The organism is Candidatus Vondammii sp. HM_W22, from assembly GCF_022530855.2.
Lineage (GTDB): Bacteria > Pseudomonadota > Gammaproteobacteria > Chromatiales > Chromatiaceae > Vondammii.
This window is the reverse complement of the sequence record NZ_CP099567.1, coordinates 3257972-3284751: the sequence shown is the minus strand read 5'-3', so window position 1 is coordinate 3284751 and position 26780 is coordinate 3257972. Positions and strand designations below refer to the sequence as shown.

Here is a 26780-nt window from a genome sequence, read left to right as displayed (position 1 = left end):
CAGGATACTCATCTTTCAATCAGGCATCTATTTTTGCCTGGGATCTTCTCCCAGGCTGGCTTTTGAGGAGTAAAAACCTAGCGCTTAAGGCAGTCGAACATAGTCCGCACAGAGATGTTAACTCCCCAAAGCTGCCTAATAAGCTGGGCAATGGATCCTCGGGCCCAGAGCGCAAAACCGAATTTGTATTGATCCGGCATATGATCCCGAATCGCTTCAATGACTTTTTACTTCTGAGCTTCAATCAGGCGACGGTGTGCATTTTTTGGTCCTCGCTTCGCGATGGCCGAGCTTCTTTACCACCGACACGATGGTGCTTATACCACTGTCCATCCGGACTTGGATGAACATACAATAAGCCGCATTTCCTTAAGCTCTGTTCCTTGCGGGCGGAGCTGAACGGCTTGTTGTCTCAAGAGTTCTTATTGCTTAGTGCTGGGCTAATAACACACTACGGGACTTTAATAATTGACCAAAACTCCAAGGCTATTTTTTGACCGTTTAAATTAGTGGCCTTGAGTGCAGAAGACATCCCGCATTATACCGATTAACTGCAGTGTCCTGGAATCACTGACACGGTAGAAGACCCGGTTTGCATCTTTGCGGGAGGCGAGGATGCCTTTGTCTCGCAGAATGGCAAGGTGCTGTGAGATATTGCTCTGGGACGTGCCTACTTGTTCCACAATATCCTGAACACTTGTTTCCTGACGGCCAAGAGTGCAAAGGATCTTGAGACGCAATGGATGGGACATGGCCTTGAGTGAGCGCGAGGCACGCTCAATATCATCATCGTTGACCAAGAGATTGAGACTACCGGAGAAACCGTTATTATTTTCCAAAATAGGTGATGAAGGAGCTCCGAATTTATGTTCCATATCAAATTGGCCCTAATTTAGTCCATGTAAGCTGTGCCGCGTAAACATAGTGACAGGTATCCTGCCACTATGTCTATGTTATGAGCACAACGGCATACTATAATGGAATAATAAACTGTTTTACGTAAATTGTACGGATTTTCTAATCTTTAAATATGTCAAATTTTGCCGGTCCATTGGATGCTCTCCGTAACTTGTGGGAAAATGTCAGTCAATCTGCTTTTTTCAACGGACTAGCGTATTTTCCGGTGGAATGCTTTTAATAAGGCCGGACCCTAATTTTTCAGGAGCTGATCTAACGAGATGTCTGCCGCCAGAATGAGTCCGGCCGTTCTAATTATTCTCGATGGCTGGGGCTATAGTGAGACAGAGAGCTTCAATGCTATCGCCGCAGCAAGGACCCCGGTTTGGGACCGGCTCTGGAAAGAGTGGCCCCATACACTGATCAGCACCTCAGGTGCTGGGGTTGGCCTGCCTGCCGGGCAGATGGGTAACTCGGAGGTTGGGCATCTTAATCTGGGTGCCGGCCGGGTGGTCTATCAGGAATTTACCCGGGTAAGCCGGGCGGTGCGAACCGGCTCTTTTTTCACCAATCGGACCTTGATAGATGCCATCGATGTCGCCATTGATAAAGGTAAGGCAGTGCATGTTTTCGGCCTGCTCTCCCCGGGTGGCGTGCACAGTCACGAGGCGCACATCCATGCCATGGTAAAAATGGCCGTGGAGCGCGGTGCAGAGAGGGTTTATCTCCATGCCTTTCTCGATGGACGAGACATGCCGCCAAAAAGTGCAGCTGCTTCTCTGGAGGCGATGGACAAAGTATTTGAGACGCTGGGACGAGGAAGAGTTGCCACTATTATTGGCCGTTTTTATGCCATGGACCGGGATAATCGCTGGGAACGGATTGAGAAGGCTTATGACCTTTTGACCCAGGGCACGGGAGAGTTTGAAGCTGTCGACTCACTTACCGTGCTGCAGTTGGCCTATGAAAGAGGCGAAACAGATGAGTTTGTCGCCCCCACCTGTATTGTGCCCCAGGGCGAGTCCCGGGTGAGAATTGACGATGGCGATGTCGTTTTATTCATGAACTACCGATCAGACCGCGCCCGCCAGATGACCCGAGCCTTCACTGAAACCGGATTTGCAGAGTTTGAGCGTAAACGTGTACCCCAACTCGGTAGCTTTGTCAGCCTCACTGAATATAACGAGGAGTTCGATATTCCGGTGGCCTTTCCTCCGGGACGGCTGAATAATGTGTTTGGTGAATATATCTCCAAACTCAGCTTACACCAGCTGCGATTGGCAGAGACCGAAAAATATGCCCATGTCACTTTTTTCTTCAATGGCGGCAAAGAGGAACCATTTGAAGGTGAAGACCGTATCCTAGTCCCTTCACCGAAAGTGAACACTTACGACACCCAGCCGGAGATGAGCGCTCCGGAAGTGACGGATCATCTGGTCGGGGCGATCGAAAGTGGTCAATATGATGCCATCATTTGTAACTATGCCAATTCTGACATGGTCGGACACACCGGCAAAATCAAAGCGACAATTAAAGCCATCGAGGCGCTCGACCAGTGTCTTGGCCGGGTGATTTCGGCTTTACACCGGGCGGGTGGGGAGCTGTTGATCACGGCGGATCATGGCAATGCGGAGCAGATGCTGGATCAGACTAGCGGCCAGCCCCATACTGCCCACACGCAAAATCCTGTTCCTCTGATCTATATCGGCCGAACCGCCAAGCTGCTGGACAATGGTGCTTTGTGTGATATATCTCCCAGCTTGTTGCATATTATGGGGCTGGCTATTCCCCCAGAGATGCAGGGCCACACCCTGATTCAGTTTCCAGGTGATGGAGAGCAGGCGCCCTGATGGCACCAAGGCAAAGGGACAGCGTGTTACGGGCTTGTGCCCTATCTTTATTGATCAGCCTGATACCCGGTTATTCAGCCGCTGTCTCCACCGGGGATAAGGTTGAGGCCAACGCCAGTGAACTGAAGCAGCTCCGTGGCCGGATTGGTAACGTGAAGGGGGAGATCAAGGATAGTAAAGTGCGTCATCGACGCCTGCTCAATGAGCTGCGTGACAGCGAAAAGCTGATTGGCCAGACCGCACGCCGGTTACGCGTACTGACTGGCAGCCTGAACCGGCAGCGCCAGAAGATCACTAGATTGGGCGATAGTCGCCGCAAACAACAGCAAGCGCTGACTGTTCATCAGCAGGCATTGGCATCACAGATGCGAGCTGCCTATGCTATGGGTAGGCAGGAGCGGTTGAAAATCCTCCTGAATCAACGAGATCCTGCCGTAGTAAGTCGGGTGCTGGTGTACTACGATTACTTCAGCCGTATCCGTACTTGGCAGATGGAGCGTATTGGGGTTCTACTTGAGACACTGAGGCAAACGGAAGCCGAACTGGTGGAAGAGGAGCAGCGCTTACTGGAACTGCAGTCGCGGGAACTGCTAATAAAACAACAGCTTGATGGTTCCCAGGAAGAGCGCAGGCAAGTCATCGTCTCTCTGAAATTGGCGATGAAGAGTAAAGGGGCCGAGCTGACGGGACTCAAGCTGGATGAGCAGCGACTAAAGAGTCTGCTCGGTAGACTTCAGGACGAATTGCTCCCAGTGCCAATGGAGAATCTGGAGCGCAAACCGTTTAAATCTAGGAAAGGCTGGCTTCGCTGGCCGACAAAGGGGTGCCTTGTTGCCCGTTTTGGGACATCAAAAGCAGGTAATCTGAAGTGGGACGGTGTCGTCATCTCCTCGCCCGGGGGACGGGAGGTGAAGGCGATACACCATGGTAGGGTTGCATTCTCTGACTGGTTGAGAGGGTTTGGTCTGCTGCTGATCCTGGATCATGGCGATGGTTATATGAGTCTCTATGGTCATAATCAGACCCTTTTCAAAGAGACGGGAGAGTGGGTGGAGCCGGGTGAGCCCCTGGCGCTGGTTGGCAGCAGTGGAGGGCGGAGCAGTACCGGGGTATATTTCGGCATCCGTCACGAGGGTCGGCCGGTTAACCCGAAAAAATGGTGCAAAAAAACCAAGGGAAACCGGGTAGGGTATCACTAACCCCATTAGTGAGTGAGGGTCTGTACCAGCAGGCACCTAGCCACGGAAAACATAATGGAAACAGAGAATTTTATATGAAGCAGACGTTTGGTTTGGCAATGACACTCTTTCTGGGGATCGCTCTTAGTGGAACACCTTCGTTCAGCTCCAGTGCTGTGTCGGAAGAGCAGGATCTACCGATGCAGGAGCTGCGAGCATTTGCTGAAATATTCGGCCGGATCAAGAAATACTATGTAGAGCCGGTGGATGACAAGGCACTATTGGAATACGCCATCCGCGGCATGCTCACTGGTCTGGATCCCCATTCATCCTATCTGAATGCTGACGAGTTCAAGAGTCTCCAGGTGAGTACCAACGGCCAGTTTGGTGGTTTGGGCATTGAAGTAGGACTTGAGGATGGCTTTGTCAAAGTGATTGCGCCGATTGATGATACGCCGGCTCAAAAAGCAGGGGTTCATGCAGGGGACCTGATTATTCGGTTAAATGAAAAACCGGTAAAAGGAATGAGCCTGGGAGAGGCCGTTATGATTATGCGGGGTAAGCCGGGTACGGAGATCGTTCTTACCATATCCCGCGAAGGTCAGGATAAGCTGATTACAATCAGCATCGTTCGCGACATAATTAAAGTGGCCAGCGTGAAAAGCCGGATACTCGACAAGGCGTTCGGTTATCTTCGACTCTCTCATTTTCAGTCCCGAACTACCGAGGATATGCTGAAGGCTATCAGCAAACTCAAAAAAGAGGCGGAGGGTGAACTCAAAGGATTGATTCTAGATCTGCGTAATAATCCCGGCGGAATTCTGAATGGTGCAGTCGCCGTTAGCGATGCCTTTCTGACAGAGGGCGTTATCGTCTTTACCAAAGGTCGCAGCGATGACTCCAGGCTGGATTTCAAGGCAGCACCGGATGACGTGATGGAGGGCGCCCCTATCGTGGTGCTGGTCAACGGCGGCTCTGCTTCTGCATCAGAAATTGTAGCCGGGGCATTGCAGGATCATCGGCGTGCTATCATCATGGGCAGTCGAACCTTTGGAAAAGGCTCGGTACAGACGATCATCCCGGTTCATCAGAGTGCCGCCGTAAAGTTGACCACCGCACGCTACTTCACTCCGTCCGGACGCTCAATCCAGGCTGAGGGAATCGAGCCAGATATCAAACTCTCCACCGTCAAGGTAACCGCAGCCGAAGTACGGGTGGTGTGGCCTATCAAGGAGGCTGATTTATCCGGTCATCTGGACAAAAGTGATGCGGCTAAAAAAGATAACAAAGCAACGAGTTCCAAGTCTGGTAGAAAGGCTAAAAAGAGGAGTTTGGTAGAGGAGGATTTTCAGCTGAATGAGGCACTGAATCTGCTTAAGGGGCTCAATATTTTCAAGGTCATAGAGGCTAGATAATGTTGTCACTAGCCATAAAGCGTCATACACCTAATCTGGACAGCGGCAATAAATGAGGCAGACTCAACTCCAAAGTGCATCACCTGGATGACTAAAAAGAGATGATTTGAATGCCGGATAAAATGAGATTACGAAATCTTATTTACACAGGAGCACCGCAAATCGTGTCTTACCGTCATTTTGGTGCAAAAGAACGCCATACGCTCATGTATCTTTTGCATTGGCGTTTAAGTTATCGAGCAGGTTGTCGAATGGCAATCTCACCCCCTGGATGCGATTTATCCTATTGTTTATCTGGACTGCATTGTCGTTAAAATCAGGCAAGACAAGAAAGTGATCAACAAAGCGATTTACCTCGCTCTGGGCGTTAACCTGGAAGGCCACAAGGAATTATTGGGGATGTGGCTATCGGAGAATGAGGGGCCAAATTCTGGCTGACCGTATTGACAGAGCTTCAAAACCGCGGTGTGAAGGATATTTTGATTGCCTGTGTCGATGGCTTAAAAGGCTTTCCTGATGCCATCAACATGGCCTTTCCGGATACCCAGATTCAGCTCTGTATCGTGCATATGGTACGGAACTCGATGAAGTACGTGCCTTGGAAAGACTACAAGCCTGTCACGGCTGATTTGAAAAAGATTTACCAGTCCATCACCGAGGAAGAAGCCTTATTGGCGCTGGATAAATTCTCTGACCGATGGGACAACAAGTATCGCCGGATCAGCCGCTCCTGGCGTGCCCATTGGGAGAACCTGAACACGCTGTTCAACTACCCGGAGGACATACGAAAGGTGATCTACACGACCAACGCCATTGAGTCGCTGAACAGCGTCATTCGCAAAGCGATCAAAAAGCGGAAGTTGTTTCCAACCGATGACTCGGCAAAGAAGGTAATCTATCTGGCAATCCAGGCCGCATCGAAAAAGTGGACAATGCCGATCCGTCATTGGAAACCAGCACTGAATAGATTTATGATTGAGCTCGAAGAATGCTTAGCGGTATATATTTAAGAGTTATAGCCAAATCTGGTGTTTAGCCAGTTGAATCAAGCGGCGATCTGATCGACTCCTGCTACCTCAACACCCTCTTTAAATTTGATTCCGGTTATCACCTTCGCCAGATAATCGAAACCCCGTAATCGTCTCCACGTCTTCTCGGCACACCGGCCGAGGTTGAACATCATGTGTAGCATGCCGTCACGCGATAGGCAGCCCTTGGAACGCTTGGTTCGATGGCGGATTGTCCCGAAGGTGGATTCAATCGGATTGCTGGTCCGAATGCTCTGCCAATGCTGCGCAGGAAATTGATAGAAAGCCATCAGTTCCTCTCGGTCTTTGTGCAGACAGATGGCAGCCTTCGGATACTTTGGCTCATACGTTTTGATAAACAGATCAAAGGCCTTTTCCGCATCGGCCTGGGTCTCCGACTGCCAGATGTTATGCAGTGCCTGCTTCGCTTTCGGCTGAGCTGACCTTGGCAGGCAGTTCAGCACGTTCATGGTCTTGTGCATCCAGCAGCGCTGTTGGCGCGTCTCCGGATACACTTCCTCCAGCGCAGCCCGGAACCCCATGGCACCGTCACCGATCGCCAATTTTGGCGGGGTCAGTCCGCGTGACTTCAGTTTCAACAGTACCTCCCGCCAGCTCTGTGTGGACTCCCGTACACCATCCTCAATTGCCAGAAAATGCTTCTCACCCCGTTCATTGGTACCAATAATAACCAATGCGCAGAGTTTTACCTGTTCAGCTCTCAGGCCACTGTAGATGCCGTCTACCCAGATGTATATCCAGCGAGCTTTGCCCAATCTGGTGGTACACTGATCTCGGTACGCCGCTTTTTTTTGGTGCCTGTCAGACACTACCTCTAAACTTATACCCTATTCGGGGGCGACTAAATAGCGAATTAAAATTGGGCTACATGCCAGTGGCTGTGTCAGCGTGAATCGACCGACAGTCTAGCGCCTGTCAGGAGCCGATGTGAGGATGGGTTGGCGAATTCCGGTTGTGCGAAGATTTTAATATCTAATATTTACGCACTCCGCACCACTACTTTTTAATTGTTTCTGCATGGTGCTATTGAGACGCCATAAAAAAGCCCTCCGAAGAGGGCTTTTTTGCTTTCAGTGGTAGCAGTTCCGCTTATTTCTTGGCAATCTCTTCCAGCTGTTTGGCTTTGATAGCCTGACCATTAAGGGCTGCATCAGCTGCAGACCGGCCAAAGGCGATGTCCATCATCTGGCTGTAATAGACCACAGGGATGTTGAACTTGGTGCCATGGGTCTCATTGATCTGATCCTGATAGACCTCAACGTTCATCTGGCAGACAGGACAAGGTGTGACAATCATGTCGGCGCTGCTGTCGTAAGCCGCTTCGATAATGCCTTTGATCATCTCCTGAGACTTTTCAGGCTCGGAGAAGGCCAGGGCGCCACCACAGCACTGCACTTTTTTGTCGTAGTTCTTTACCGGGTCTGCACCCAGGGTCTCTACCAGCTTGTCCAGGTACATCGGGTTCTCGAAAGACTCACCCGCGATACCGAAAGGACGGTTGGTCTGGCAACCGACGTAGCCGGCGACCTTGATCCCTTCCAGCGGACGCTTGACCTTTTCGCCGATGGCATCGTAACCGATATCCTCGATCAGGACTTCAACCATATGGCGGATCGGGGTTTCGTTTTTTAGTTTCAGCCCGGCTTCAGCCAGTGCCTCATTGGTCTCTGCCAGGAGGTCATCGTCCTCTCTCAGCCGTTCACCGGCTTCGCGGGTAGCGAGCCAGCAGGCGGCGCAGGTGGCGACGATGTCCTGGTTCGCATTGTGTTCCTCGGAGAGGGCAATATTGCGTGCAGAGAGTACCAGGCGAGGCAGTTCACCACCGCCGGCATAGCCGACGGAGGCGGAACAGCAGTTCCAGTCAGGGATGTGGTTGAGTGTGACATCCAATTCTTCACACATGGTCTCTACTGACTTCAAGTAGTTGGATGAGGATGCTCCGCTCTGTGAGGAACATCCGGGGTAGAAGGAGTACTCTTTCTTAGCCATTTGGGTGTTTCCTCACTTACTGTTCTTTTCGAGGCGGGCATCTTCCAGCTCTTGCGCCTTCTTGATCATTTTATGAAAACCGGCAAGGTCTTTGACGCTATGGCCGCCAAAAGCTTCAACGACACTCATACGCTTGGTCTTGAGCATGTTAATACCGATATTTTTCATCTTCAGAGAGGTTTTAATGCCTTCGGAAAAACCATTCATGAAGTAGAGAGATAGGCCTAGTTTCAGCTCGTTGACCCGGCCCTTCTTGGTCAGGTTGTCCCACATCAGCTGGGCGAACTTCTGGGTTGGCTGATTTTTTGGAGCCAGGCCCAGACGCTTGGCGTAGTGTGCCAGGCCATGCATGATATGGGTGATGGGCAGGCCGCGCGGGCAGCGTGCGATACAGTTGTAGCAGGAGGTGCACATCCACATGGAGTCGGTTGAGAGCACGGCTTCACGTTTTCCGGCACGGATCATCATGAAGATCTCCTGTGGCGGATGCTCCCAGGCATTACCCAGAGGGCATGAGCCGGCACAGACGCCGCACTGCATGCACATCTTTACCCATTCACCCTCTTCTACATTCGCCTCAACTTCCAGCAGGAAGCTGTTGCGATACTTTTCAATCATTGCGGTATTGAGATCACTCATTGGAGGTTCTCCTTAGAACTTGAACGGGCTCAGGCCGATCTTTGCGACCGTTTCGGCCATGTCGTTGATCAGCTTGGGAGCACGCTCCACGTCAGTGATGGCGACTTCGTAAACTTCCACCCGCTCAGGCTCAAGATTGAGCGTCTGCAGGGTGTCACCCACCTTACTCATACGCTCATGAGCCATGGCAGATCCACGCACAAAGTGGCACTGGTAGTCATCGCCTTTGGAACAGCCTAAAAGGACAATGCCGTCGTAGCCGTTGTTGAGGGAGTCGGTGATCCAGGAGAGGTTCACAGAACCTAGGCAGCGGACTGGGATGATACGAGCCCATGGGTTGATCTCTATGCCATTCATTGAGGCCTGATCGAGCGCCGGATAGGCGTCGTTCTCACAGGCGAGGACCAGGATGCGTGGTTTCTCATCCCACTCTTCAGGAACCTCAACGGCTTTGATCTGCTGGCCAACGGTATCGATGGAGTAGTTCTCGAAAGAGATAACGCGTACCGGGCAGGCACCCATGCAGGTACCGCAACGGCGGCAGCGCGACTCGTTGAACAGCGGATAGCCCTTTTCATCCTCGTTAATAGCACCGAAAGGACACTCCACAGTACAGCGTTTGCACTGGGTGCAACCCTCTTTGCGGAAACTTGGAAAAGAGAGATCACCTGCGCGGGGATGTGCTGCCTGGCCCTGGCCTGCATTTTCTGCAGCCTGGATAGCCTTCATGGCGGCACCCGCAGCATCGTCTCGTGCCTGACGGATGTCCATCGGACGGCGGAGTGGACCGGCGGCATAGATACCGGTGCGGCGTGTCTCGTAAGGGAAGCAGATGAAGTGGGAATCGGTAAATCCATGTTTCAGATGCGGCAGATCCGTACCCTGGCGGTAGTCAAGGTTGAGAATCGAATCAACGGTGACCTCAGGAGCTGCAGCTTCAGCAGCCTCTTCCGTCTTCTTTCCCTCTTCAACTTCCATTGGCTCGGCATAAGGATCCGGTCCACTGTTGGGCACCATGCCCACATCCAGTACCACCAGATCGGCGTCCATCGAGGTTTCTTCGTTCAGGATCAGGTCCTTGAACTTCACGGTCAGTGTGTCACCGGGAACAATCTCGGATACCTCACCCTTGGAGAATGTAACCATCTTCTCCTGGCCGGCACGATAGAAATCCTCGCCCACAGCGCCCGGGGCACGCAGATTATCGAACAGAATAGTGGTGTCACAGTTGCCGTTCAGCTCTTTGAAATACATCGCCTGTTTGATGGCGATCAGGTCACCGATACCGGAGTGATAGGGAAGTTGCCCCTCTTCCGTGGAGTTCTGGCCGACATTCTGTACAAAAGCAACGGCTGTTACCTCTTTACCGTCGGAAGGGCGCTTGATTGGTCCGCCGTCAGCTGCTTTAGCCAGTTGCTCCAGTTCGCCGTTGGTGACGATGTCAGCGCTGTTGCTGTAGTTGTACTGAGCCAGCTCACTGGGATCGTAGAGATTGAAGCCGCTCGCCTGAATGATGGCGCCGATGCTTACAGTGTTGGTGGCGCCTGATTCTGTGGCGATGTCTACACTGAAACGTCCCGGTGCGCCTGCCGTTTTGGCGACAGTTGAATTGAGGTGGACGGTAATGCTGTCATTGGCCTCAATGTCGGCAATCATCTGCTCGATGCCGGTATCCTGGGGATCGGCATAGGGGGAGCGGCTGGGGATGGTTTTATAATAGTTGGCCACATGGCCGCCCAAGGCGCCGGTCTTTTCTACCAAGTTAACCGGGTAGCCTGCCGCCGCCGCATCCAGCGCGGCGCTCATGCCGGTGACGCCACCGCCTACAACCAGAATATTCTTGTTGAGCGTCTGCTCACCAGAGGTGTTTGGCTTGGACATGAATTTCACTTCAGCGCAGGCCATGCGGATGTAATCCTCCGCCATCTCCTGGGTTGTCTCTTTGTGCTCGTCCTCGTCGGGGCGAACCCAGATGACACCTTCACGCAGATTGGCCCGCGACATAGCGACCCCGGTGAAGTTGAAGGCTTCCACCTTGGCGCGGCGGGAGCAGGCGGCGATCATGATGTGAGTAGCACCATCATTAGCGATACCATCGCTGATCATTTTCACCCCTTCCTGGCTGCAGAGCATCTCATGCTGTTTGCAACTCTGCATCTTGCCTTCACGGGTAGCGATCATCTCCAGCTGACTGGGGTCAAGGCGTTCGCCGATACCACAGCCGGTGCAGATGTATCCGGCAATTTTTTTCTCATCAGCCATTGTATTAACCCTCCGTTCCGGCGACGCGGTTGACTACCTGGATGGCCCGCAGAGCGGCGCCCGTTGCTTGTTGTACGGCACGGTTTACATCCAGAGCGTCGGAAGCACAACCAGCGGCAAAAACACCGCCATTCTCAGGCGCAGGTTCGATGAAGCCCTCTTCGTTGACGACGATGTCAACGGGGAAACTATTCTTGTTTACGCTGGGCTCCATGCCGATAGCCAGCACCACCAGATCGTAATCGGTGGCGTATCTGTTATAGCCCTCGGTATCGACGCCATGGAGAATCGGGTTGCCATTCTCTTTGTTCTCAACGATGGAGGCCACTTTGGATTTGATGAAGGAGACATTAGGATTGTCCTTCACCGTCTGGAAGAACTCCTCGAAGCGATCAATGGCACGAATATCGATATAGTAGATAGTCGATTTGCCTTCATCCCCCCAGGTATCCTGAACAAAATGGGTCTGTTTCAGGGTTGCCATGCAGCAGATGCGTGAGCAGTGCAGCAGATGGTTGTGGTCACGGGAGCCGGCGCACTGGATAAAGGCGACGTTCTTGGCCTTTTTACCGTCAGAGGGGCGAACCAGCTTACCGCCGGTAGGACCCTGAGGATCGGCCATGCGCTCGAACTCGACGTTGGTGATCACATTGGCGAAACGATCATAACCGTATGGCTGGATCTTGTTGGCGTCATAGGGGCGCCATCCGGTTGCCCAGATTATTGCGCCTGCATTGAATTCGATGACCTCCTCCTGCATATCGAGATCAACGGCATTAATCTTACAGGCAGCCTTGGCTTTTTCTGCGTCGTCGGTACCGATGATGCTCGGATCGATGACGTAGCGCAGGGGGTGAGCCATATTGTGGGGGAGGTAGGCACCCTTGCGCTTGCTCATGCCGCCGAGACCATAATTGAACTCATTATCGAATTCGATCTCCACTGCCTTGCCGCAGTCACCGCAGGCCGTGCAGCTGTCGTTGATATAGCGTGGGCTAATCTTAACCGTGGCGGTGTAATCGCCAGCTTCTCCCAGGATGCCGGTCACCTCGGCCATAGTGATTATGGTGAGGTTAGGGTTCATCTTTGCCCGGCGCTGATTGATTTCCAGACCACAGGTCGGGAAGCAGAGCTTGGGGAAATATTTATAAAGCTGGGTGATGCGCCCGCCAACAAAGGGGCGTCTCTCTACCAGCACGACCTGTTTTCCGGTCTCAGCGGCTTCAAGTGCAGCGGTCAGACCGCTGATTCCGCCGCCGACAACCAGAATAGTCTGATTGGTTGCGATTACTTCCGTCATGGATCTTCCTCCGTCGCGGAAAGATGTCATTCAACTTAATAACCATTGCCAAATAATTCTTGACTTTATTCTTGGTTATCCCACAATGCTAGGAGCGTTAAATCCCTAATTTAGAATTTCGATAAGATACTCTCCTTCCTCCTCCGCTGCTATATCAAAGACCCTTTGATTCAATCGAAATTTCCGATGCACACATAGTTTCATTATATGTGTTTAATACTAAATCCAGTTAGGGAGCCTCTGATTAATTTTGGATCGGATGGATGACGAGTTGGAATCTTCCGGATCAAGGCGAAAATTGCCGGCTATTGCCAAAATCTTCAACGCAGAGCTGGAAAATTTCAGCCATCAGACACCGGTTCGTGAATTGATCAGAGGCTCCTTGGGTTCAAATCTTTACCTGATTACCTGCTAGGCTCAGCTATTGAGTCAGTGGTCATTGCATAACATAACCTACTGAATTATATAGCGTTTTCTATCATGCCGAAAAATACAGTGCAGTTTCAAAAAGGTCTTGGTTCACACAAATTTATTGAAAAATATGGTTCTGAAGAGCAATGTCAACAAGCATTGTACCAACTGCGTTGGCCTACCGGATATATATGTCCTGAGTGTGGCAACACAACAGGTTGTGAACTCAAAAGCCGTAAGGTATATCAGTGCCACAAATGCCACCACCAAAGCTCCCTGACTGCTGGCACCATCTTTCACGGCACCAAGCTGCCGTTGAAGAAGTGGTTTCTGGCCATCTATATTGTTGACTCAGCGTAAAAAAAGTACTTCTGCCTTGCAACTGTCCCGTGAAATTGGTGTGAACTACAATACAGCCTGGAAGCTCAAGCACAAACTGATGCAGGTGATGATGGAACGTCAGAGTCAAAAAAACTGGCTGGTCGCATCGAGATGGATGATGCCTGTATTGGTGGTGAGAAACTGGGAAAGCGTGGGCGAGGGTCTCGTAATAAAATCCCTTTCGTGGCAGCTATTGAGACGACGCAAGACGGCAGGCCAATGAAGATCCAACTGCGTCGGCTCCGCGGTTTTCAGAGTGCGGAGATCGCTCGATATGCCAGATCCAGTCTGTGTGCCGGTAGCACAGTTCTTTCTGATGGGCTCTACTGCTTCAGAGCAGTTACAGATGCTGGATGTGATCGTATGCCTATCGTCACTGGCGGTGGGCGAAAGTATACCCAGCTCTCCACCTTTAAATGACTGAATACCATGCTTGGTAGTATCAAGAATGCTTTGCAGGGAACCTTTCATGCTATTCGTAAAAAACACGTACCTCGTTATCTCGCCAGTTTAATCTTCCGGCTATGATTGAACGATTGCTCTGCGTCGCGTTACGTACACCGATGCCTTATCGTCTCCTGAGGATGGCTGAGGTTTATGGGTAATCAGGAATCTTTATCTTCGTGGTAAACAGTTACAAAATCGCAAAGCACGCGGTTGAAAAATAATCAGGCTCTTCCCCTAATAGAGTGGGTAGATTAACGTACCCCCTATGAGAGATAAAGATCTACACGCCCAGACCCTGGGTATCAAGAGCCCTTGGCAGGTTAGCAGTGTAGAGTTGGCTCTGTCAGAGAGAGAAGTAACGGTACAGGTTGAGCAGGAGGCAGGTGCCAAGCAGTGTTGTTCAACCTGTGGGCAGATATCTCACCGGGCTATGGCTCACGCAAACGCCGCTGGTGGCACCTGGATACCCGCCAGTGCGAAACTATTTTGGTAGCAGATGCGCCCAGAGTGAAGTGTGAAGAACATGGGGTGGTCACCGTGCCAGTTTCCTGGGCGGAACCGTGCTATGGATTTACTGCAATGTTTGAGGCACTGGTGATCGACTGGTTGAAAGAGGCTTCCATCTCGGCAGTCTCCCGATTGATGGGGCTGAGTTGGAATGCCATTGATGGAATTATGCAGCGAGCGGTTAAGCGGGGACTGGCACGTAGAAAAGAGATCAGCCCAACACGTATCGGTGTTGATAAGACGGTCTTCAAGAAACGTCATGATTATGCAGCAGTCTTATCAGACCAGGATGCAGGTACAGTGCTACACGTGGGCAGTGACCGCAAAAAGGCCACGTTCAAAGCATGGTACGAAAGTCTGACAAAGGAGCAGCGAGAAGCGATAGAGAGTGTCTCCATGGATATGTGGCCAGCCTTTATCAATGCCACACTGAAAAGCCTGCCTAGGGCTGAAGAGAAGATTGCCTTCGATAAATTCCATGCCGCCAAGCACTTCGGTGAGGCGGTGGACAAGGTAGGCTGTCAAGAGCACAAAGCGCTGAAGGCTATGAGGACCTTAAAGGCCGCCAGTATGGCTGGCTTTACAACCCGGAGAACATGACGCGCAGACAGAGATTGCGGTTCAAGGCGCTACGTGACAGCACACTGAAGACTGCCCGTGCCTGGGCGATCAAAGAGTTTGCCATGTCACTCTGGCACTGTGCCAGCAAGACATGGGCAAGGAAAGGTTGGGAACGGTGGCTGTCATAGGCAGTGCGCAGTGGCCTGGAGCCAATCAAGAAAGTGGCGGGAACAATCAAGGATCATCTGTGAGGAATATTGAACGCTGTTGTTTTGGAAGTAAGTAATGGTCCGGCAGAAGGCCTCAACAGCCGAATCAAGATGATCAAGGTGCATAGCAGAGGTTTCCGCAACAAGGAGCGGTTTGCCAATGTAATCTACTTCCACCTTGGAGGGCTGATTTTTTATCCTGAGGGAGTGGTTGGGTGATGCTTACCCACTTGACTAGGGGAAGAGCCTAGATTATTACAAGGTAATTGAAACACTATAGTCAGTGGAATCGCTGGTAAGGGTGAATACTTATATCATGTGACCAGATGGCAATTAAACAGATCCTTATGAACAGAGATAACGACGATAAAAACAAGACCCGGCGAATTGGTAATGGGTTGATTGTGGGTGCCTGGATTCTGCTGCTTGCTCTGCTAACGCTAGTGTTCAGCAATATCATCGATTATCAGCATAACCCTAATCGGGTGGTTGAAGTGGTAACCGATGGAAAGGGTATGTCCGAGGTTGTGCTTATACGTAATAAAACCGGTCACTATGTGGCGACCGGAAAGATCAATGGGCGTCCCGTGGTGTTTTTGGTGGATACCGGGGCTACGGATGTTGCAGTGCCGGAATCATTGGCAGAAGAGCTTGGATTGAAGCGGGGAGTGCGAGTGAGCAGCATGACGGCAAATGGTACGGTGCTCTCCTGGCAGACCCGGCTGGATGAAGTTGCGCTTGGCGCGATACGACTGCGTGATGTGAGAGGCAGCATTTTACCCACCATGAGAGGTGATGCTGTTCTGTTGGGGATGAGCTTCTTACGGGAGTTGGAGTTGCTGCAGAGGGGTAACAGGCTGATACTTCGCCAATACTGATTCTCAGATAACGCCACCGAAAGCATCGCTGTTTTAGCCGCATCGCTATTGTTGGTGAGCGATGCGGGCTGGCCGGTTTTTTAGTTCAGTGTGTCTTTTAATGCCTTGAGTGCTGCAACCTTGACTACAGTAGATACTGGCTTGGCTGCAATCTTGATTGTTTCACCCGTTGCTGGGTTGCGTCCCATACGGGATTTGCGAGCAGGTTTCCGAACGCGGCGAATTTTTACGCCTGTATCAGGAATAGAGAACTCACCCGAGCCGCGGCGTTGCATATGCCGCTTGATCAATGAACCGAGAGAGCTGAATACTTCACCGATCTGTTTGCGGCTCAGTCCGGTCTCTTCAGCAATAGCCTGAATGATCTGGATTTTGGTCTGTTTTGTGGTAATCGATTTTTGTTTTATAGGTTTAGCCGTTTTTTCAGCGGTCCTTTTTACAGCTGCTTTCTTTTTCGCCACTACTTTCTTTTTGGTAACTGGCGCTTTCTTAATGGCGGATTTTTTTGCGGTTTTCTTCTTGACAGCCATGGAATACTCCTGCGGTTGGAACACAAATATGCGCGCTAGACAATAGCATAAAACCAGGGTTTTCCAATAGCAGTAGTTGCTTTAGGGATGGTCTGAAAAATTGAAGCTTTCCACTTCACCTGCCATCCAATCTTGAATATTTGTAAAAGCAACCTGCGTTATTCCCGGATTTGATGTTAAATTGCATCCAAAAGTGCCCCCCCCTAAGTGCCATTATTTGCCCGAAAATTGACACACGCGTAACTCTGACCTGCTGAGAGCCAGCAGGGAACAAGAGGTGTTTATGAGGTGTAGTGAGGCGGTGGCGACACTGCGATAAGATCAGTATATCGACAGATAGCCAAGAGAACTGGACTTTCCCGTAATACCGCCCGTAAATATCTGGCCAGCGGTTATCTTACCGTGGGTCTAGTTGTTGTGAGCGGTACTTATAGCTTGTCTCATCTGATCGAGGGTTTCATGCCGGAGGCATTTCTCAATGGCTGGATTGTTACGATACTGGTACTGTTTCGTCCGCACTGGGTCTATTGATTTGGCGATGATTTTTATCTGAAAGGTAAATAAGGGGAATTAAATTGAGTTGGTGGGGAAAATTGGCGGGTAGCGCCTTTGGTTTTATGCTTGGTGGGCCTTTGGGTGCATTGCTGGGTGCTGTGCTTGGACATAATCTTGATAAGGGCCTCGGTGGGCTATCCCATGATGAAGGGCTTGCGCCGGGGGAGCGTGAGCGGGTTCAGACGGCATTCTTTACCGCCACGTTTTCTGTCATGGGGTGTATTGCTAAGGCTGATGGGCAGGTATCCAAAGATGAGATAGCGCTTGCCAAAGCGGTGATGAATGAGATGGATCTCGATGGCGAAATGCGTCAGGCTGCAATCAACCTTTTTAACCAGGGCAAAGAGGATGATTTCCCCCTGGATGATGTGCTCGATCAGTTTCGCCACGAGTGCCATCGCCGGAATACCCTGATCCAGATGTTCATTGAAATTCAGTTGCAGGCGGCCTATGCCGATGGTCGGCTGGATGTTGCTGAAGAACGGTTGCTACTCCAAATCTGTGAAACACTGGGTATTCCTGAGTTTGTCTTCCGGCGGCTTGAGCGGATGATTCAGGTCGAGGGCCGCTTCGGTGGGAGAAGTGCGGGTGGAAGACGGGCAGGACAACCGGCCTCCGGCCCAACACTTCAGGATGCCTACGCCATATTGAACATTTCGTCGGATACCAGTGACGCCGAAGTGAAAAGGGCTTATCGTCGTCTGTTGAGTCAGCATCATCCAGATAAACTGGTTTCAAAAGGACTGCCTGAGGAGATGATGAAGATGGCGGCCCGGAAGACCCATGAGATACGTAAAGCCTATGAGAAGGTAAAAGGGTCTAGGGGGTTTTGACCGCTGGCTACCCTGTACAGGCTGATTAGTTCACTTCCCGGTCGCGTACCCCAAGCAGATAGAGAATACCATCAAGCCCCATCGTGGAGATGGCGTGACGGGCGTTTTCGCGCACCACTGGCTTGGCATGAAATGCAACGCCAAGGCCGGCTAGGCTGAGCATCGGAAGATCGTTGGCGCCATCCCCGACGGCAATCACCTGCTGCAAGCTGATGCCCATTTCTGATGCCATCTGTTGCAGCAGTTCGGCTTTTTTATTGCCATCTACAATCTCGCCCTTAACTTTACCTGTGAGCTGGCCGTTACTTATATCCAGCTCATTGGCGGAGACGCAGTCCACGCCCAGTTTTTTCTGCAGATGGCGGGCGAAGTAGGTAAAACCGCCGGAGAGAATACCCACTCGGTAGCCCAATCGTTTCAGGTTGGATATCAGGCGCTCGGCTCCTTCGGTTATCGGCAGCTGCTCTGCCATTCTATTGAGTACGGTCTCATCAAGCCCTTTGAGCAGTGCCATGCGGCGCTTGAAACTCTCCTTGAAATCGATCTTGCCGTTCATGGCGGATTCCGTGATGGCGGTAACCTGTTTTCCAACCCCCGCCGCCTTTGCCAGCTCATCGATCACCTCTACCTGGATCAGCGTGGAGTCCATATCAAATACGATCAGCCGTCGGTTGCGGCGATAGAGATCATCAGCCTGGAAGGCAACATCCATTTCATCCGTACTACTGATCTCCAGCAGGTCTTGACGCAGGGATGCCAGGTCATCCGCTTTGCCGCGTATTGAAAATTCAACACAGGCCCGGCGATGCCGGTTGGACTGTTTTATTGAAAAGCGGCCGGAGAGCCGGGTTATGCCGTCGATATTAAGTCCATGGGCGGAGACCACCCTGGCAACGTGAGAGAGATTGCGGGCAGTGAGTTTACGCCCGAGCAGAGTGACGATATAACGCTGCTTTCCCTGGAGGCCGACCCAGTGTTCATACTCCGCTTCTGCGATCGGCGTAAAGTTGATCTGCAGCCCCAGATGGTGAGCCTGGAACAGCAGGTCCTTGAGTATAGGGCTGGATTGCGACTCGGGTGGTACCTCCAGCAGCATGCCAAGGGAGAGATGCTCGTGAATTACCGCCTGACCGATATCCAGGATATTGACACCATTGTCAGCGAGTACTCCTGTCAGTGCGGCGGTGAGGCCGGGATGGTCTCTGCCGGTAACATTCAGGAGGATAATTTCACCCACACTCAATCACCCCGATAGAGTTCTACATCGAGCTTAGGCGGCAGCTGAAGGTGATAACCCTCTCTCTCCAGGCTATCCATCACCCGCGCGACATCCTCTCTCGCCAGGGGACGGCCCGGGTGCAGCATCAGCTCCATTACCAGTGAGGGTTTACCAAAGCGCTTCATCAGTTCAGCCGGGAGCTGATCAAAAGCATCTTCATCGGCAAGGTAGAGGTACATCTCCCGCTTCTTGCTGCTACGGTAAATCCAGCAGTTGACGGATTTTGCTGCGAGCTGGGTCATGGGTGGTTCTTTAAAGTAAACGAAAAAAACCATTCTAACCTGAATAGCACTTAATTTAGTGCTCCAAACTACGTTATCCCGTTGCTGGAAGAGAACAGTAAGGTTTTTTCAACTGTTTTCAGTTGTTTGATCTGCCATTCGCGGCGACAAGCCTCTGACCGGCTGGCTGCCGGTTCACTGTGAACCAGACAGACCGGTCGCCTGGCCCGAGTGTAGCGAGCCCCTTGCGGGCTATGATTGTGCTCGTGGGTTCTCCGCTCCAGGTCGGTGGTGATGCCGGTGTAGAGTGTGTCATCACTACAGCGCACGATATAGACATACCAAGTGGCTTCAGGCATCACGATTAATTGAACAGAAGATGGTAGGGGCGTTCCAGTTCCATCTGCAATTGTTTAAGAGAGAAGTTGTAGATTCAAGGGGTCGATGCAACACCATCATTTAGTTTATCTGCAGGAGTGGCGAAGTCCAATGTTTTTCTCGGTCGTTGATTGAGTTTTTTCGCCACGCGATCTAATTGTGCCTGAGAGTAAATCGATAAGTCTGTTTTCTTCGGAAAGGACTGCCTCAATAGCCGATTTGTATTTTCATTGGTCCCTCTTTGCCATGGACTTTGTGGGTCACAAAAGTAGACTTTTGCATCTGTCGCCATAGTAAATTTCTTGTGACCGGCAAGCTCCATCCCCCTATCCCAAGTTAATGCCTGTACCAGCTTGTCTGGAAGTTTTTTAACCTGTTTCGTGAGTGCGGAAACAACCGAAATTAGTGTCTTTCCCTGCGACTTTAACGAGCATAGTAAATCGCGAGTGACACTCTACTAACGTAGCTATATGAGTATTGGAAGAACCTGAGATCAAATCGCCTTCCCAGTGGCCAGGGACGGCCCGGTCTTCAATTTCAGGTGGGCGATTATGGAAATACCATCAATAATGCCATTTCTGGGTAGCCTTTTAATATTACTATGCCTGGACTGCCGAAAGACTCTTTACGTTCTAAGATGTTTTTGAAGCTCTTTTTTCAATACGCAACGAGACTGAATGAATAGGCTTTTGTAGATGGTTTCGTGTGACACACGTAACTTCTCTCATTCTCTGGGTAATTTCGCTTTAGCCAGCTAGATATCTGCTCAGTAGACCACTCTTGAAAGCTTATCGGCTACGATTTTACGAAGATTATCTCACTGGGAAAGTCTACACAGCTTTAGCTTACGAGCACGATCCCAAGCTTTACTATCAGCAATATTTGCACGATAGCGGTTCATTCCCCCATTGCGCTGAATTTCCCTGCTTATGGTTGAGGGTGAGCGATCAAGGTCTCTTGCTATCTGACGCAAAGACAAGCCCACGGAAAGCCCTCTGGATATTTCTTCACGTTCTTCCAGAATGAGAGCATTTTGAGCGCGTTTGCGAACTGAAGGGCAATACCCTCCAAATAGTCTTGGCACACCAAAAATTGATGCAGGGTGTTTTTCGAGGGAACGGCCTATATCACTAAGTGATTCTCCCTTCCGCCAACGTGACCATAGTTCTTGTTTTTGATCATCTGTGAGTCCAGGTCTGCCAAGTCTTGCCATCACATAATCCCCATAAATTGATCATTGAGTATAATGTGTTGCATCAATCCATTGAATCTACAGTTCCGGCTTTTGCGAATGAATTCGGCGCCATCGAAAAAGATTAGTAGGGTAGGGATGATGAACACCTGATACTGTGCCGCGGTTTCATGGCTGAGGGAGCAATTCACCTCCTGTAGCGTAATGCGGGGAAAGGATTCTGCAATCAGGGTGGCAATTTTCGGTTTCAGATCATGACAGATTCTGCAGTCAGGGCCGGAAAACCAGATCAATAGGGCATTGATGATTTCGAAATCGTATCCTGCCATATTGGAGCTGGCCAGATTACATTCCATGGTAGCTTCGAATTCAGAGATCTGGTCGTCGGCCACAATGAAGTAAGCGAGCGTGCGGACCCTACCAGCGGCCATGGGTGTATACGCCCCTCGGTTTTCAGATTGGGCGGAGCACTAGTACTGAAAAAGAGGTCAGATCCGAATGCTACTTAGCTTAAGCAATAATCTGCTGATATAACGAATAAAAAAGGCTGGTTCACTGGTTCAGATGATAATTGCCAAACCATCAAGCAGGAAAGCAACCTTAATGCATCCTGATCAACGCGCCTGCATACATCAACAAAAAGGTATCACGACCTACGCTACAGCCAGTGATTCCTATGCTTTCTTTAATCGGCTAACCGGCCCAGAGTTTCTCAATCAAGTCGAATCATTGCTACCGGAACATCGGGAAAGGCTGTTTCCGCCAACAGAGACACTATCGATGTTTCTGGCTTTAGAACCATGCTTGGTACCTTGGACGCTGGTGATCTCCTTCTGGGGGATGCTTTTTATGCCACCTGTTTTCTGTTGTGTGCTCTTCAGGCCAAAGGAGTGGATGGCGTTTTCGAGCAACATGATTCACGGTGGCGCAGCACGGATTTTCGCCAGGGAGAGCGTCTGGGCCCGCGAGATCATCTTATCGAAATAGGCAAGCCAAAAGTCAAACCCGCCTGGATGAGTCAGGCAGAGTGTGATCAAACCCCGATAGATTGAAAGTGCGGGAGTTGCGTGCCGGCGGTAAGATCCTGGTGACAGCGCTACTTTGCTCAAAAAGTACGAGCAAAGCCGCCCTGAAGGCACTCTATCGGAACCGTTGGCAGGTAGAGTTAGATATACGCAACATCAAGACCACTCTGGGAATGGAAACATTAAGTTGTCGCACACCGGAAATGGCGGAAAAAGAGCTGTGGGTCTATCTTTTGGCTTACAACTTGATCCGTTTACTGATGGCTCAGGCGGCATTACTGGCTGACATCATTCCTCGACAACTTAGCTTCAAGCATGCTTTGCAGCTATGGATTGTGTGGCAAAAAAGCGGTCGTTACGACATTGACAAAATTGATGGCCTTTTTATCCTCATTGCACAGCAACAGGTTGGAAAACAATCGGGACGTATGGAGCCGCGAGCTATAAAACGAAGACCCAGGCAATTCCCGCTACTTACCAAACCCAGGGCTATTGCGCGAGAGAATATTCGGGCGAAACGGCACCCAAAAAAGCTTAAGTAAGTAGCATTCAGGTCAGATCTATTTTTTTGGGCCATCAGCTTTAGGTAGGGAATAATCTCCATTATAAAATTTAGTAATTCTTCATTCTTGGCGCAGTTTTGTCGCCGAACAATGAGGATTAATTTTCGATAACTGATAAATTCTATTCATGTATCGGTAACTACTGTGGCGTTGTTCCGTGTTGAGAGGTCTGTATGATTAGGCTGCAGATAGCTGTTTTTTTTAGTCGCAACGATGGAAATACGGGAGTGAGTCGATGGATGAAGCGCTGGTCATCAATGCAACGACACGCTGGATCAAAGAAGTTGTGGTTGCCATGAATCTCTGCCCGTTTGCCGCACCGGTGGTGGAGCAGGAAAAGATCTATTATACCGTCTCCGATGCAACGGATGATAAGTCACTCTACCTGGATCTTATAAGCGCATTGGATCGTTTTCAGCTAATGGACAGAGACGAGGCTGCCACAGGCTTCCTGATTCTCTCCAAAGGGCTTAGCGATTTTGCTGACTTTAATGATTTTTTCGATCTGGTGGAGCAGATTCTGGATGAGTCAGGTTTGCATGGAGTAATTCAGATAGTCGGCTTTCATCCTGACTATCGTTTTGCTGACTGTGATGAAACTGACCCGGCCAACTACACCAACCGTTCGCCTTACCCTATGTTTCATTTGATTCTGGAAGATGACCTGGAAGCCGCCGTTGCCGCACACCCCGATCCGGCGGGAATTCCGCGGCGTAACATTCGGCTGTTGCGAGAGTTGGGTTTGGTGGAGATGCAGCGGCGGCTGGCTGCATGCCAATAGTTAAAAGTTAACTGCCGTCGGCCGCTTCCAGCTCCTCGCCTGCCTGGAGCCATGCCTCTTCGGTGTCGCTGAGGCTGCGGTTAATATCCGCTTTTTCAGCGAGTAGCTCTTTTAACTTTACCTTGTTGCCCGCATCATAATTTTCGGGTTTCGCCAAGGAGTGTTCCAGCTCAGACTGCCTCTCTGTCAGCTGCCCCAGTTCCCTCTCCAGTCTGTTTAGTTTGTTGCGCAGTGGTTGCAGTTTTTGCCGCTGTTCAGCCTCCAGGCGTTTACGGTCTTTACGGGACGTTGCGCTGTGCGTTTTATCTGCAGCTGAAGTTTTTTCAGGTTGGTCGATGATTCGGTTCTCCGCCAGCCAGCGGGGATAGTCATCAAGATCGCCTTTGAATTCATCCACTTTGCCATCGTTGACCAGCAGAAGCTGATCGCAGGTGGTGCGCAGCAGGTGGCGATCATGGGAGACCAGAACCATCGCGCCGTCAAATCCCTGGAGTGCCTGGCTCAGGGCATGGCGCATCTCAAGATCCAGATGATTGGTGGGCTCATCCAGCAGCAACAGATTTGGCCGCTGATAGACCAGCAGGGCCAGCACCAGACGGGCCTTCTCTCCACCGGAAAAAGGCGCGACTGGACTCTCGGCGCGTTCGCCTGAGAAGCCAAATCCGCCGATGTATTTTCTCAGGGATTGCTCGGTGGCTTTTGGATCAAGCTGGGACAAGTGCTCCAATGGTGTGTGTTCCGAGTGTAGTTGGTCCAACTGATGCTGGGCAAAATAACCGATCTTCAGCTCTTGAGCTGTCAGCCGTTCTCCGTCCAGTGGGGTCAGCTCCTCTGCCAGGAGTTTTATCAAGGTTGATTTGCCGGCACCGTTGGGTCCCAGCAGGCCGACACGGTCACCTGGAGAGAGGCTCAGATTGGCCTGCTGGATAATGATTGTCTGATCGTATCCGGCAGATGCCTTCTCCAGTCTCAGCAGTGGGTTGGGGGTTTTGTCCGGTGACTTGAAGCTGAAATGGAACGGCGAGTCCACATGGGCCGGTGCGATCAGCTCCATACGCTCCAGCGCCTTAAGCTGGCTCTGGGCCTGCCTGGCCTTGGTTGCCTTGGCGCGGAAGCGCTCCACGTAACTGTGGATGTGTGCAATCTCCCGCTGCTGTTTCTCAAAAACCGCCTGCTGGTTGGCCAGACGTTCGGCTCGAATGTGTTCGAAGGCGGAGTAGTTGCCGCTGTAGAGGATGACCGACTCTTGTTCAATGTGGGCGATATGAGTGGTAACTGCATCCAGGAAATCGCGGTCATGAGAGATCAGTAACAGCGTCCCTTGGCAAGCTTTCAGCCACTCTTCCAGCCAGATTACAGCATCCAGATCGAGGTGGTTGGTTGGTTCGTCCAGTAGCAACAGGTCTGATCTGCACATCAGGGCGCGCGCCAGATTGAGGCGCATGCGCCAGCCACCGGAGAAGCTGTTGACCGGCCGCTCCTCTTCTCCCGGCTTAAACCCCAGCCCATGGGCAAGGCGCGATGCCCGGGAACGGGCGGTGTAACCGTCTATGCTCTCCAGTTGGGCGTGCAGTTCAGCCACACGCTCCCCCTTGTCGTCGGCCTCAGCCTGTCGCAGTTTCTCTTCAACAGTCCTTAGCTCCTGATCACCGTCGAGTACATATTCGATGGCGGGACGCAGGTCAGACGGTGTCTCCTGGGCGACGTGGGCAATCACCCAGTCCTTTGGCAGGTAGCAGTCACCCTCGTCAGGATGGAGTTCATCCTTGATCAACGCGAACAGGCTCGATTTTCCTGTGCCGTTGGCACCGGTAAGCCCCGCTCGCTGGCCCGGGTGGATAGTGAAGCTGGCATTGGAGAAGAGCAGACGTGTGCCCCGCCGCAAGCTGAGATGATCGAATTTAAGCATGGCGGCGGAGTTTAGCAATCAATCCGCTTTTCGACTAATTCAAATTAACGCGATTATCACGTCCGCCGGTCCAAACGCCGGTAGCTGATGGCTTCGCTGATTTGGTTTGGCTGGATGCTGTTGCTGGCCTCCAGGTCGGCGATGGTCAGAGCCAGACGCAAAATTCGGTGGTAGGCACGGGCGGAGAGCCTCAGGCGTTCCATAGCGTGCAAGAGCAGTTGGGTGGGCTCGTCTGCAAGCATGCAGGCTGATTCCAACGGTTTGCTGCTGAGGCGACTATTGGTGCAGCCGCTGCGTTGGAGCTGTCTTTGCCTGGCATTTTCAACCCGTTGTCTAATCTGGGCGCTGGTTTCCGCCTCCTCCGGTTCTCTTTTGCTTAATATCCCGGCAGGCAGCACCGGCACCTCTATATGCATGTCGATACGATCGAGCAGGGGTCCCGATATACGGTTGCGGTAACGGGCTACCTGATCAGCAGTACAGCGGCAGCCATCTTCTCTGCCGGTATCCCCGAAGTAACCGCAGGGACAGGGGTTCATCGCAGTGATCAGTTGAAAGCGGGAGGGGAATACCTCCTGACGGGCCGCTCTTGAGATGGTGATACGCCCTGTCTCCAGCGGCTCTCTCAATATCTCCAGCGCTTTCCGGTCAAATTCTGGCAACTCATCAAGAAACATGACGCCATTGTGAGCCAGAGATATCTCTCCCGGGCGGGGGTTGCTTCCGCCACCTGCCAAGGCCACTCCGGAGGCGGTGTGGTGAGGGGTTCGGAACGGGCGTTTTCGCCATTCGCGGGCGGTGAATCCCTGGTTGCTGATAGATAAAATAGCCGCGCTCTCCAGTGCTTCGGCTTCCGTCATGTCGGGGAGGATGCCGGGGAGTCGGCTTGCAAGCATTGATTTGCCGGTTCCCGGAGGGCCGATCATCAGCAGATTGTGACAGCCTGCAGCGGCAATCACCAACGCGCGCTTGGCATGCGGTTGTCCACGAACCTCTGAAAGATCAGGGAGCACCACTCTGTTGGGATTTATGTTGGCTCTTTTATAGGTTGCCAGATGATTACCTTCAATCAGCTGTCTGGATACATCCAGCAGGTGTTCCGCTGGGTAGATGGAGATCCCCTCCACCAGTGCGGCTTCGGCAGCAGATTCTTTAGGAACGATCAATGCGCGTCCCGCATCCCGTGCCGCCAGTGCGACAGGCAGTACCCCTTTGATTGGCCGGAGTTCGCCGGAGAGTGCCAGTTCACCGATGAATTCATAACCGGCCAGTGGTTGCTGGGGGATCTGGCCGGAGGCGGCCAGTATGCCGAGGGCGATGGCCAGATCGAACCGTCCCCCTCTTTTGGCAGATCCGCCGGGGCCAGATTGATGGTGATGCGTCGGGCAGGAAATTCGAAGTGGGAGTTGAGGAGTGCGCTGCGCACCCGGTCTTTACTCTCTCTAACCGCCATTTCCGGAAGGCCGACAATTGAGAGGGCAGGCAGGCCGTTGGCGAGATGCACTTCAACGGTTACCAGTGGGGCATTGATGCCCGCGCGG

Annotated in this window: 22 protein-coding genes and 6 pseudogenes; 13 read left to right on the top strand and 15 right to left on the bottom strand. The window is 51.6% G+C overall.

Annotated elements, in window-relative coordinates:
* Nucleotides 1-506 precede the first annotated feature (506 nt).
* Nucleotides 507-875 carry an ArsR/SmtB family transcription factor gene (locus tag MN084_RS18615; protein ID WP_277400102.1) on the bottom strand — a complete coding sequence of 123 codons (369 nt, stop codon included), beginning with the start codon at nt 873-875 and terminating at the stop codon, nt 507-509.
* Nucleotides 876-1193: 318 nt separating this feature from the next.
* Here MN084_RS18615 and gpmI point away from each other — a divergent pair, with 318 nt between their 5' ends.
* From gpmI to MN084_RS18595, 4 genes and pseudogenes are all read left to right on the top strand, one after another.
* Nucleotides 1194-2747: a 2,3-bisphosphoglycerate-independent phosphoglycerate mutase gene (gpmI, locus tag MN084_RS18610; RefSeq protein ID WP_330178240.1), complete on the top strand. Its 1554-nt coding sequence runs from the start codon at nt 1194-1196 to the stop codon at nt 2745-2747.
* Complete coding sequence (locus tag MN084_RS18605) at nt 2747-3946, top strand: murein hydrolase activator EnvC family protein (RefSeq protein ID WP_241085430.1); 1200 nt, start codon at nt 2747-2749, stop codon at nt 3944-3946. Before gpmI ends, MN084_RS18605 begins: the two co-directional genes overlap by 1 nt.
* A gap of 74 nt (nt 3947-4020) precedes the next feature.
* A complete protein-coding gene (locus MN084_RS18600) occupies nt 4021-5340 on the top strand; it encodes a S41 family peptidase (RefSeq protein WP_241085431.1) in 1320 nt (439 codons plus the stop codon).
* A gap of 231 nt (nt 5341-5571) precedes the next feature.
* Nucleotides 5572-6350, top strand: a pseudogene (locus MN084_RS18595) (IS256 family transposase); the annotation flags it as partial.
* Nucleotides 6351-6385: 35 nt separating this feature from the next.
* On the opposite strand, the pseudogene MN084_RS18590 reads toward MN084_RS18595, so the two are convergent.
* From MN084_RS18590 to MN084_RS18570, 5 genes and pseudogenes are all read right to left on the bottom strand, one after another.
* Nucleotides 6386-7126 (bottom strand): annotated as a pseudogene (locus MN084_RS18590) (IS256 family transposase); the annotation flags it as partial.
* 352 nt (nt 7127-7478) lie between these two features.
* The gene (locus MN084_RS18585; RefSeq protein ID WP_241085432.1) at nt 7479-8378 is read right to left on the bottom strand and encodes a CoB--CoM heterodisulfide reductase iron-sulfur subunit B family protein; all 900 of its coding nucleotides are present in this window, start codon (nt 8376-8378) and stop codon (nt 7479-7481) included.
* 12 nt (nt 8379-8390) lie between these two features.
* Complete coding sequence (locus tag MN084_RS18580) at nt 8391-9017, bottom strand: 4Fe-4S dicluster domain-containing protein (RefSeq protein ID WP_241085433.1); 627 nt, start codon at nt 9015-9017, stop codon at nt 8391-8393.
* Between the two features lie 12 nt (nt 9018-9029).
* A complete protein-coding gene (locus tag MN084_RS18575; RefSeq protein WP_241085434.1) occupies nt 9030-11279 on the bottom strand; it encodes a hydrogenase iron-sulfur subunit in 2250 nt (749 codons plus the stop codon).
* Between the two features lie 4 nt (nt 11280-11283).
* Nucleotides 11284-12579 (bottom strand): CoB--CoM heterodisulfide reductase iron-sulfur subunit A family protein, encoded by a 1296-nt coding sequence (locus MN084_RS18570; protein WP_241085435.1) that lies wholly within the window; start codon nt 12577-12579, stop codon nt 11284-11286.
* Between the two features lie 480 nt (nt 12580-13059).
* On the opposite strand from MN084_RS18570, the pseudogene MN084_RS18565 reads away from it, so the two are divergent.
* The 6 genes and pseudogenes from MN084_RS18565 (at nt 13060) to MN084_RS18540 (ending at nt 15973) form a co-directional block, all read left to right on the top strand.
* Nucleotides 13060-13976 (top strand): annotated as a pseudogene (locus MN084_RS18565) (IS1595 family transposase).
* A 107-nt stretch (nt 13977-14083) separates the two neighbouring features.
* Entirely contained in the window at nt 14084-14311 is a 228-nt protein-coding gene (locus MN084_RS18560) for a hypothetical protein (RefSeq protein ID WP_241085284.1), read from the top strand.
* Entirely contained in the window at nt 14212-14925 is a 714-nt protein-coding gene (locus MN084_RS18555) for a transposase (RefSeq protein ID WP_445083864.1), read from the top strand. The genes MN084_RS18560 and MN084_RS18555 overlap by 100 nt, the downstream gene beginning before the upstream one ends.
* Nucleotides 14922-15074, top strand: coding sequence for a transposase (locus tag MN084_RS18550; protein WP_445083863.1), 153 nt, complete (start codon nt 14922-14924; stop codon nt 15072-15074). The genes MN084_RS18555 and MN084_RS18550 overlap by 4 nt, the downstream gene beginning before the upstream one ends.
* A gap of 69 nt (nt 15075-15143) precedes the next feature.
* Nucleotides 15144-15314 (top strand): transposase, encoded by a 171-nt coding sequence (locus MN084_RS18545; protein ID WP_241085437.1) that lies wholly within the window; start codon nt 15144-15146, stop codon nt 15312-15314.
* A 128-nt stretch (nt 15315-15442) separates the two neighbouring features.
* On the top strand, nt 15443-15973 hold the full coding sequence (locus MN084_RS18540) for a retropepsin-like aspartic protease family protein (protein ID WP_241085438.1): 531 nt from the start codon (nt 15443-15445) through the stop codon (nt 15971-15973).
* A gap of 80 nt (nt 15974-16053) precedes the next feature.
* Here MN084_RS18540 and MN084_RS18535 read toward each other — a convergent pair whose 3' ends face one another.
* Nucleotides 16054-16503, bottom strand: coding sequence for an HU family DNA-binding protein (locus MN084_RS18535; protein ID WP_241085439.1), 450 nt, complete (start codon nt 16501-16503; stop codon nt 16054-16056).
* Between the two features lie 575 nt (nt 16504-17078).
* Between MN084_RS18535 and djlA the strand changes: the two genes are divergently transcribed.
* Nucleotides 17079-17891 (top strand): co-chaperone DjlA, encoded by an 813-nt coding sequence (djlA, locus tag MN084_RS18530; protein WP_241085440.1) that lies wholly within the window; start codon nt 17079-17081, stop codon nt 17889-17891.
* Between the two features lie 25 nt (nt 17892-17916).
* On the opposite strand, the gene serB is transcribed toward djlA, so the two are convergent.
* The 6 genes and pseudogenes from serB to MN084_RS18500 form a co-directional block, all read right to left on the bottom strand.
* A complete protein-coding gene (gene serB, locus MN084_RS18525) occupies nt 17917-19128 on the bottom strand; it encodes a phosphoserine phosphatase SerB (protein ID WP_241085441.1) in 1212 nt (403 codons plus the stop codon).
* 2 nt (nt 19129-19130) lie between these two features.
* Nucleotides 19131-19412 carry a YcgL domain-containing protein gene (locus tag MN084_RS18520; RefSeq protein ID WP_241085442.1) on the bottom strand — a complete coding sequence of 94 codons (282 nt, stop codon included), beginning with the start codon at nt 19410-19412 and terminating at the stop codon, nt 19131-19133.
* Between the two features lie 68 nt (nt 19413-19480).
* Nucleotides 19481-19750, bottom strand: a complete 270-nt coding sequence (locus tag MN084_RS18515; RefSeq protein ID WP_241085443.1) for a GIY-YIG nuclease family protein — start codon at nt 19748-19750, stop codon at nt 19481-19483.
* A 74-nt stretch (nt 19751-19824) separates the two neighbouring features.
* Nucleotides 19825-20187 (bottom strand): annotated as a pseudogene (locus MN084_RS18510) (IS30 family transposase); the annotation flags it as partial.
* Between the two features lie 399 nt (nt 20188-20586).
* A complete protein-coding gene (locus tag MN084_RS18505; RefSeq protein ID WP_330178238.1) occupies nt 20587-20982 on the bottom strand; it encodes a helix-turn-helix domain-containing protein in 396 nt (131 codons plus the stop codon).
* Nucleotides 20982-21317: a thioredoxin family protein gene (locus tag MN084_RS18500; RefSeq protein ID WP_241085444.1), complete on the bottom strand. Its 336-nt coding sequence runs from the start codon at nt 21315-21317 to the stop codon at nt 20982-20984. Before MN084_RS18500 ends, MN084_RS18505 begins: the two co-directional genes overlap by 1 nt.
* Before the next feature lie 438 nt (nt 21318-21755).
* Between MN084_RS18500 and MN084_RS18495 the strand changes: the two are divergent.
* Together MN084_RS18495 and MN084_RS18490 are read left to right on the top strand one after the other, a co-directional pair.
* Nucleotides 21756-22528 (top strand): annotated as a pseudogene (locus MN084_RS18495) (transposase); the annotation flags it as partial.
* 256 nt (nt 22529-22784) lie between these two features.
* Nucleotides 22785-23330 (top strand): DUF1415 domain-containing protein, encoded by a 546-nt coding sequence (locus tag MN084_RS18490; RefSeq protein WP_241085445.1) that lies wholly within the window; start codon nt 22785-22787, stop codon nt 23328-23330.
* A 7-nt stretch (nt 23331-23337) separates the two neighbouring features.
* Here the strand turns inward: MN084_RS18490 and MN084_RS18485 are convergent, their stop codons facing one another.
* Together MN084_RS18485 and MN084_RS18480 are read right to left on the bottom strand one after the other, a co-directional pair.
* A complete protein-coding gene (locus MN084_RS18485) occupies nt 23338-25239 on the bottom strand; it encodes an ATP-binding cassette domain-containing protein (RefSeq protein WP_241085446.1) in 1902 nt (633 codons plus the stop codon).
* A 56-nt stretch (nt 25240-25295) separates the two neighbouring features.
* Nucleotides 25296-26692 (bottom strand): annotated as a pseudogene (locus tag MN084_RS18480) (YifB family Mg chelatase-like AAA ATPase).
* Nucleotides 26693-26780 lie beyond the last annotated feature (88 nt).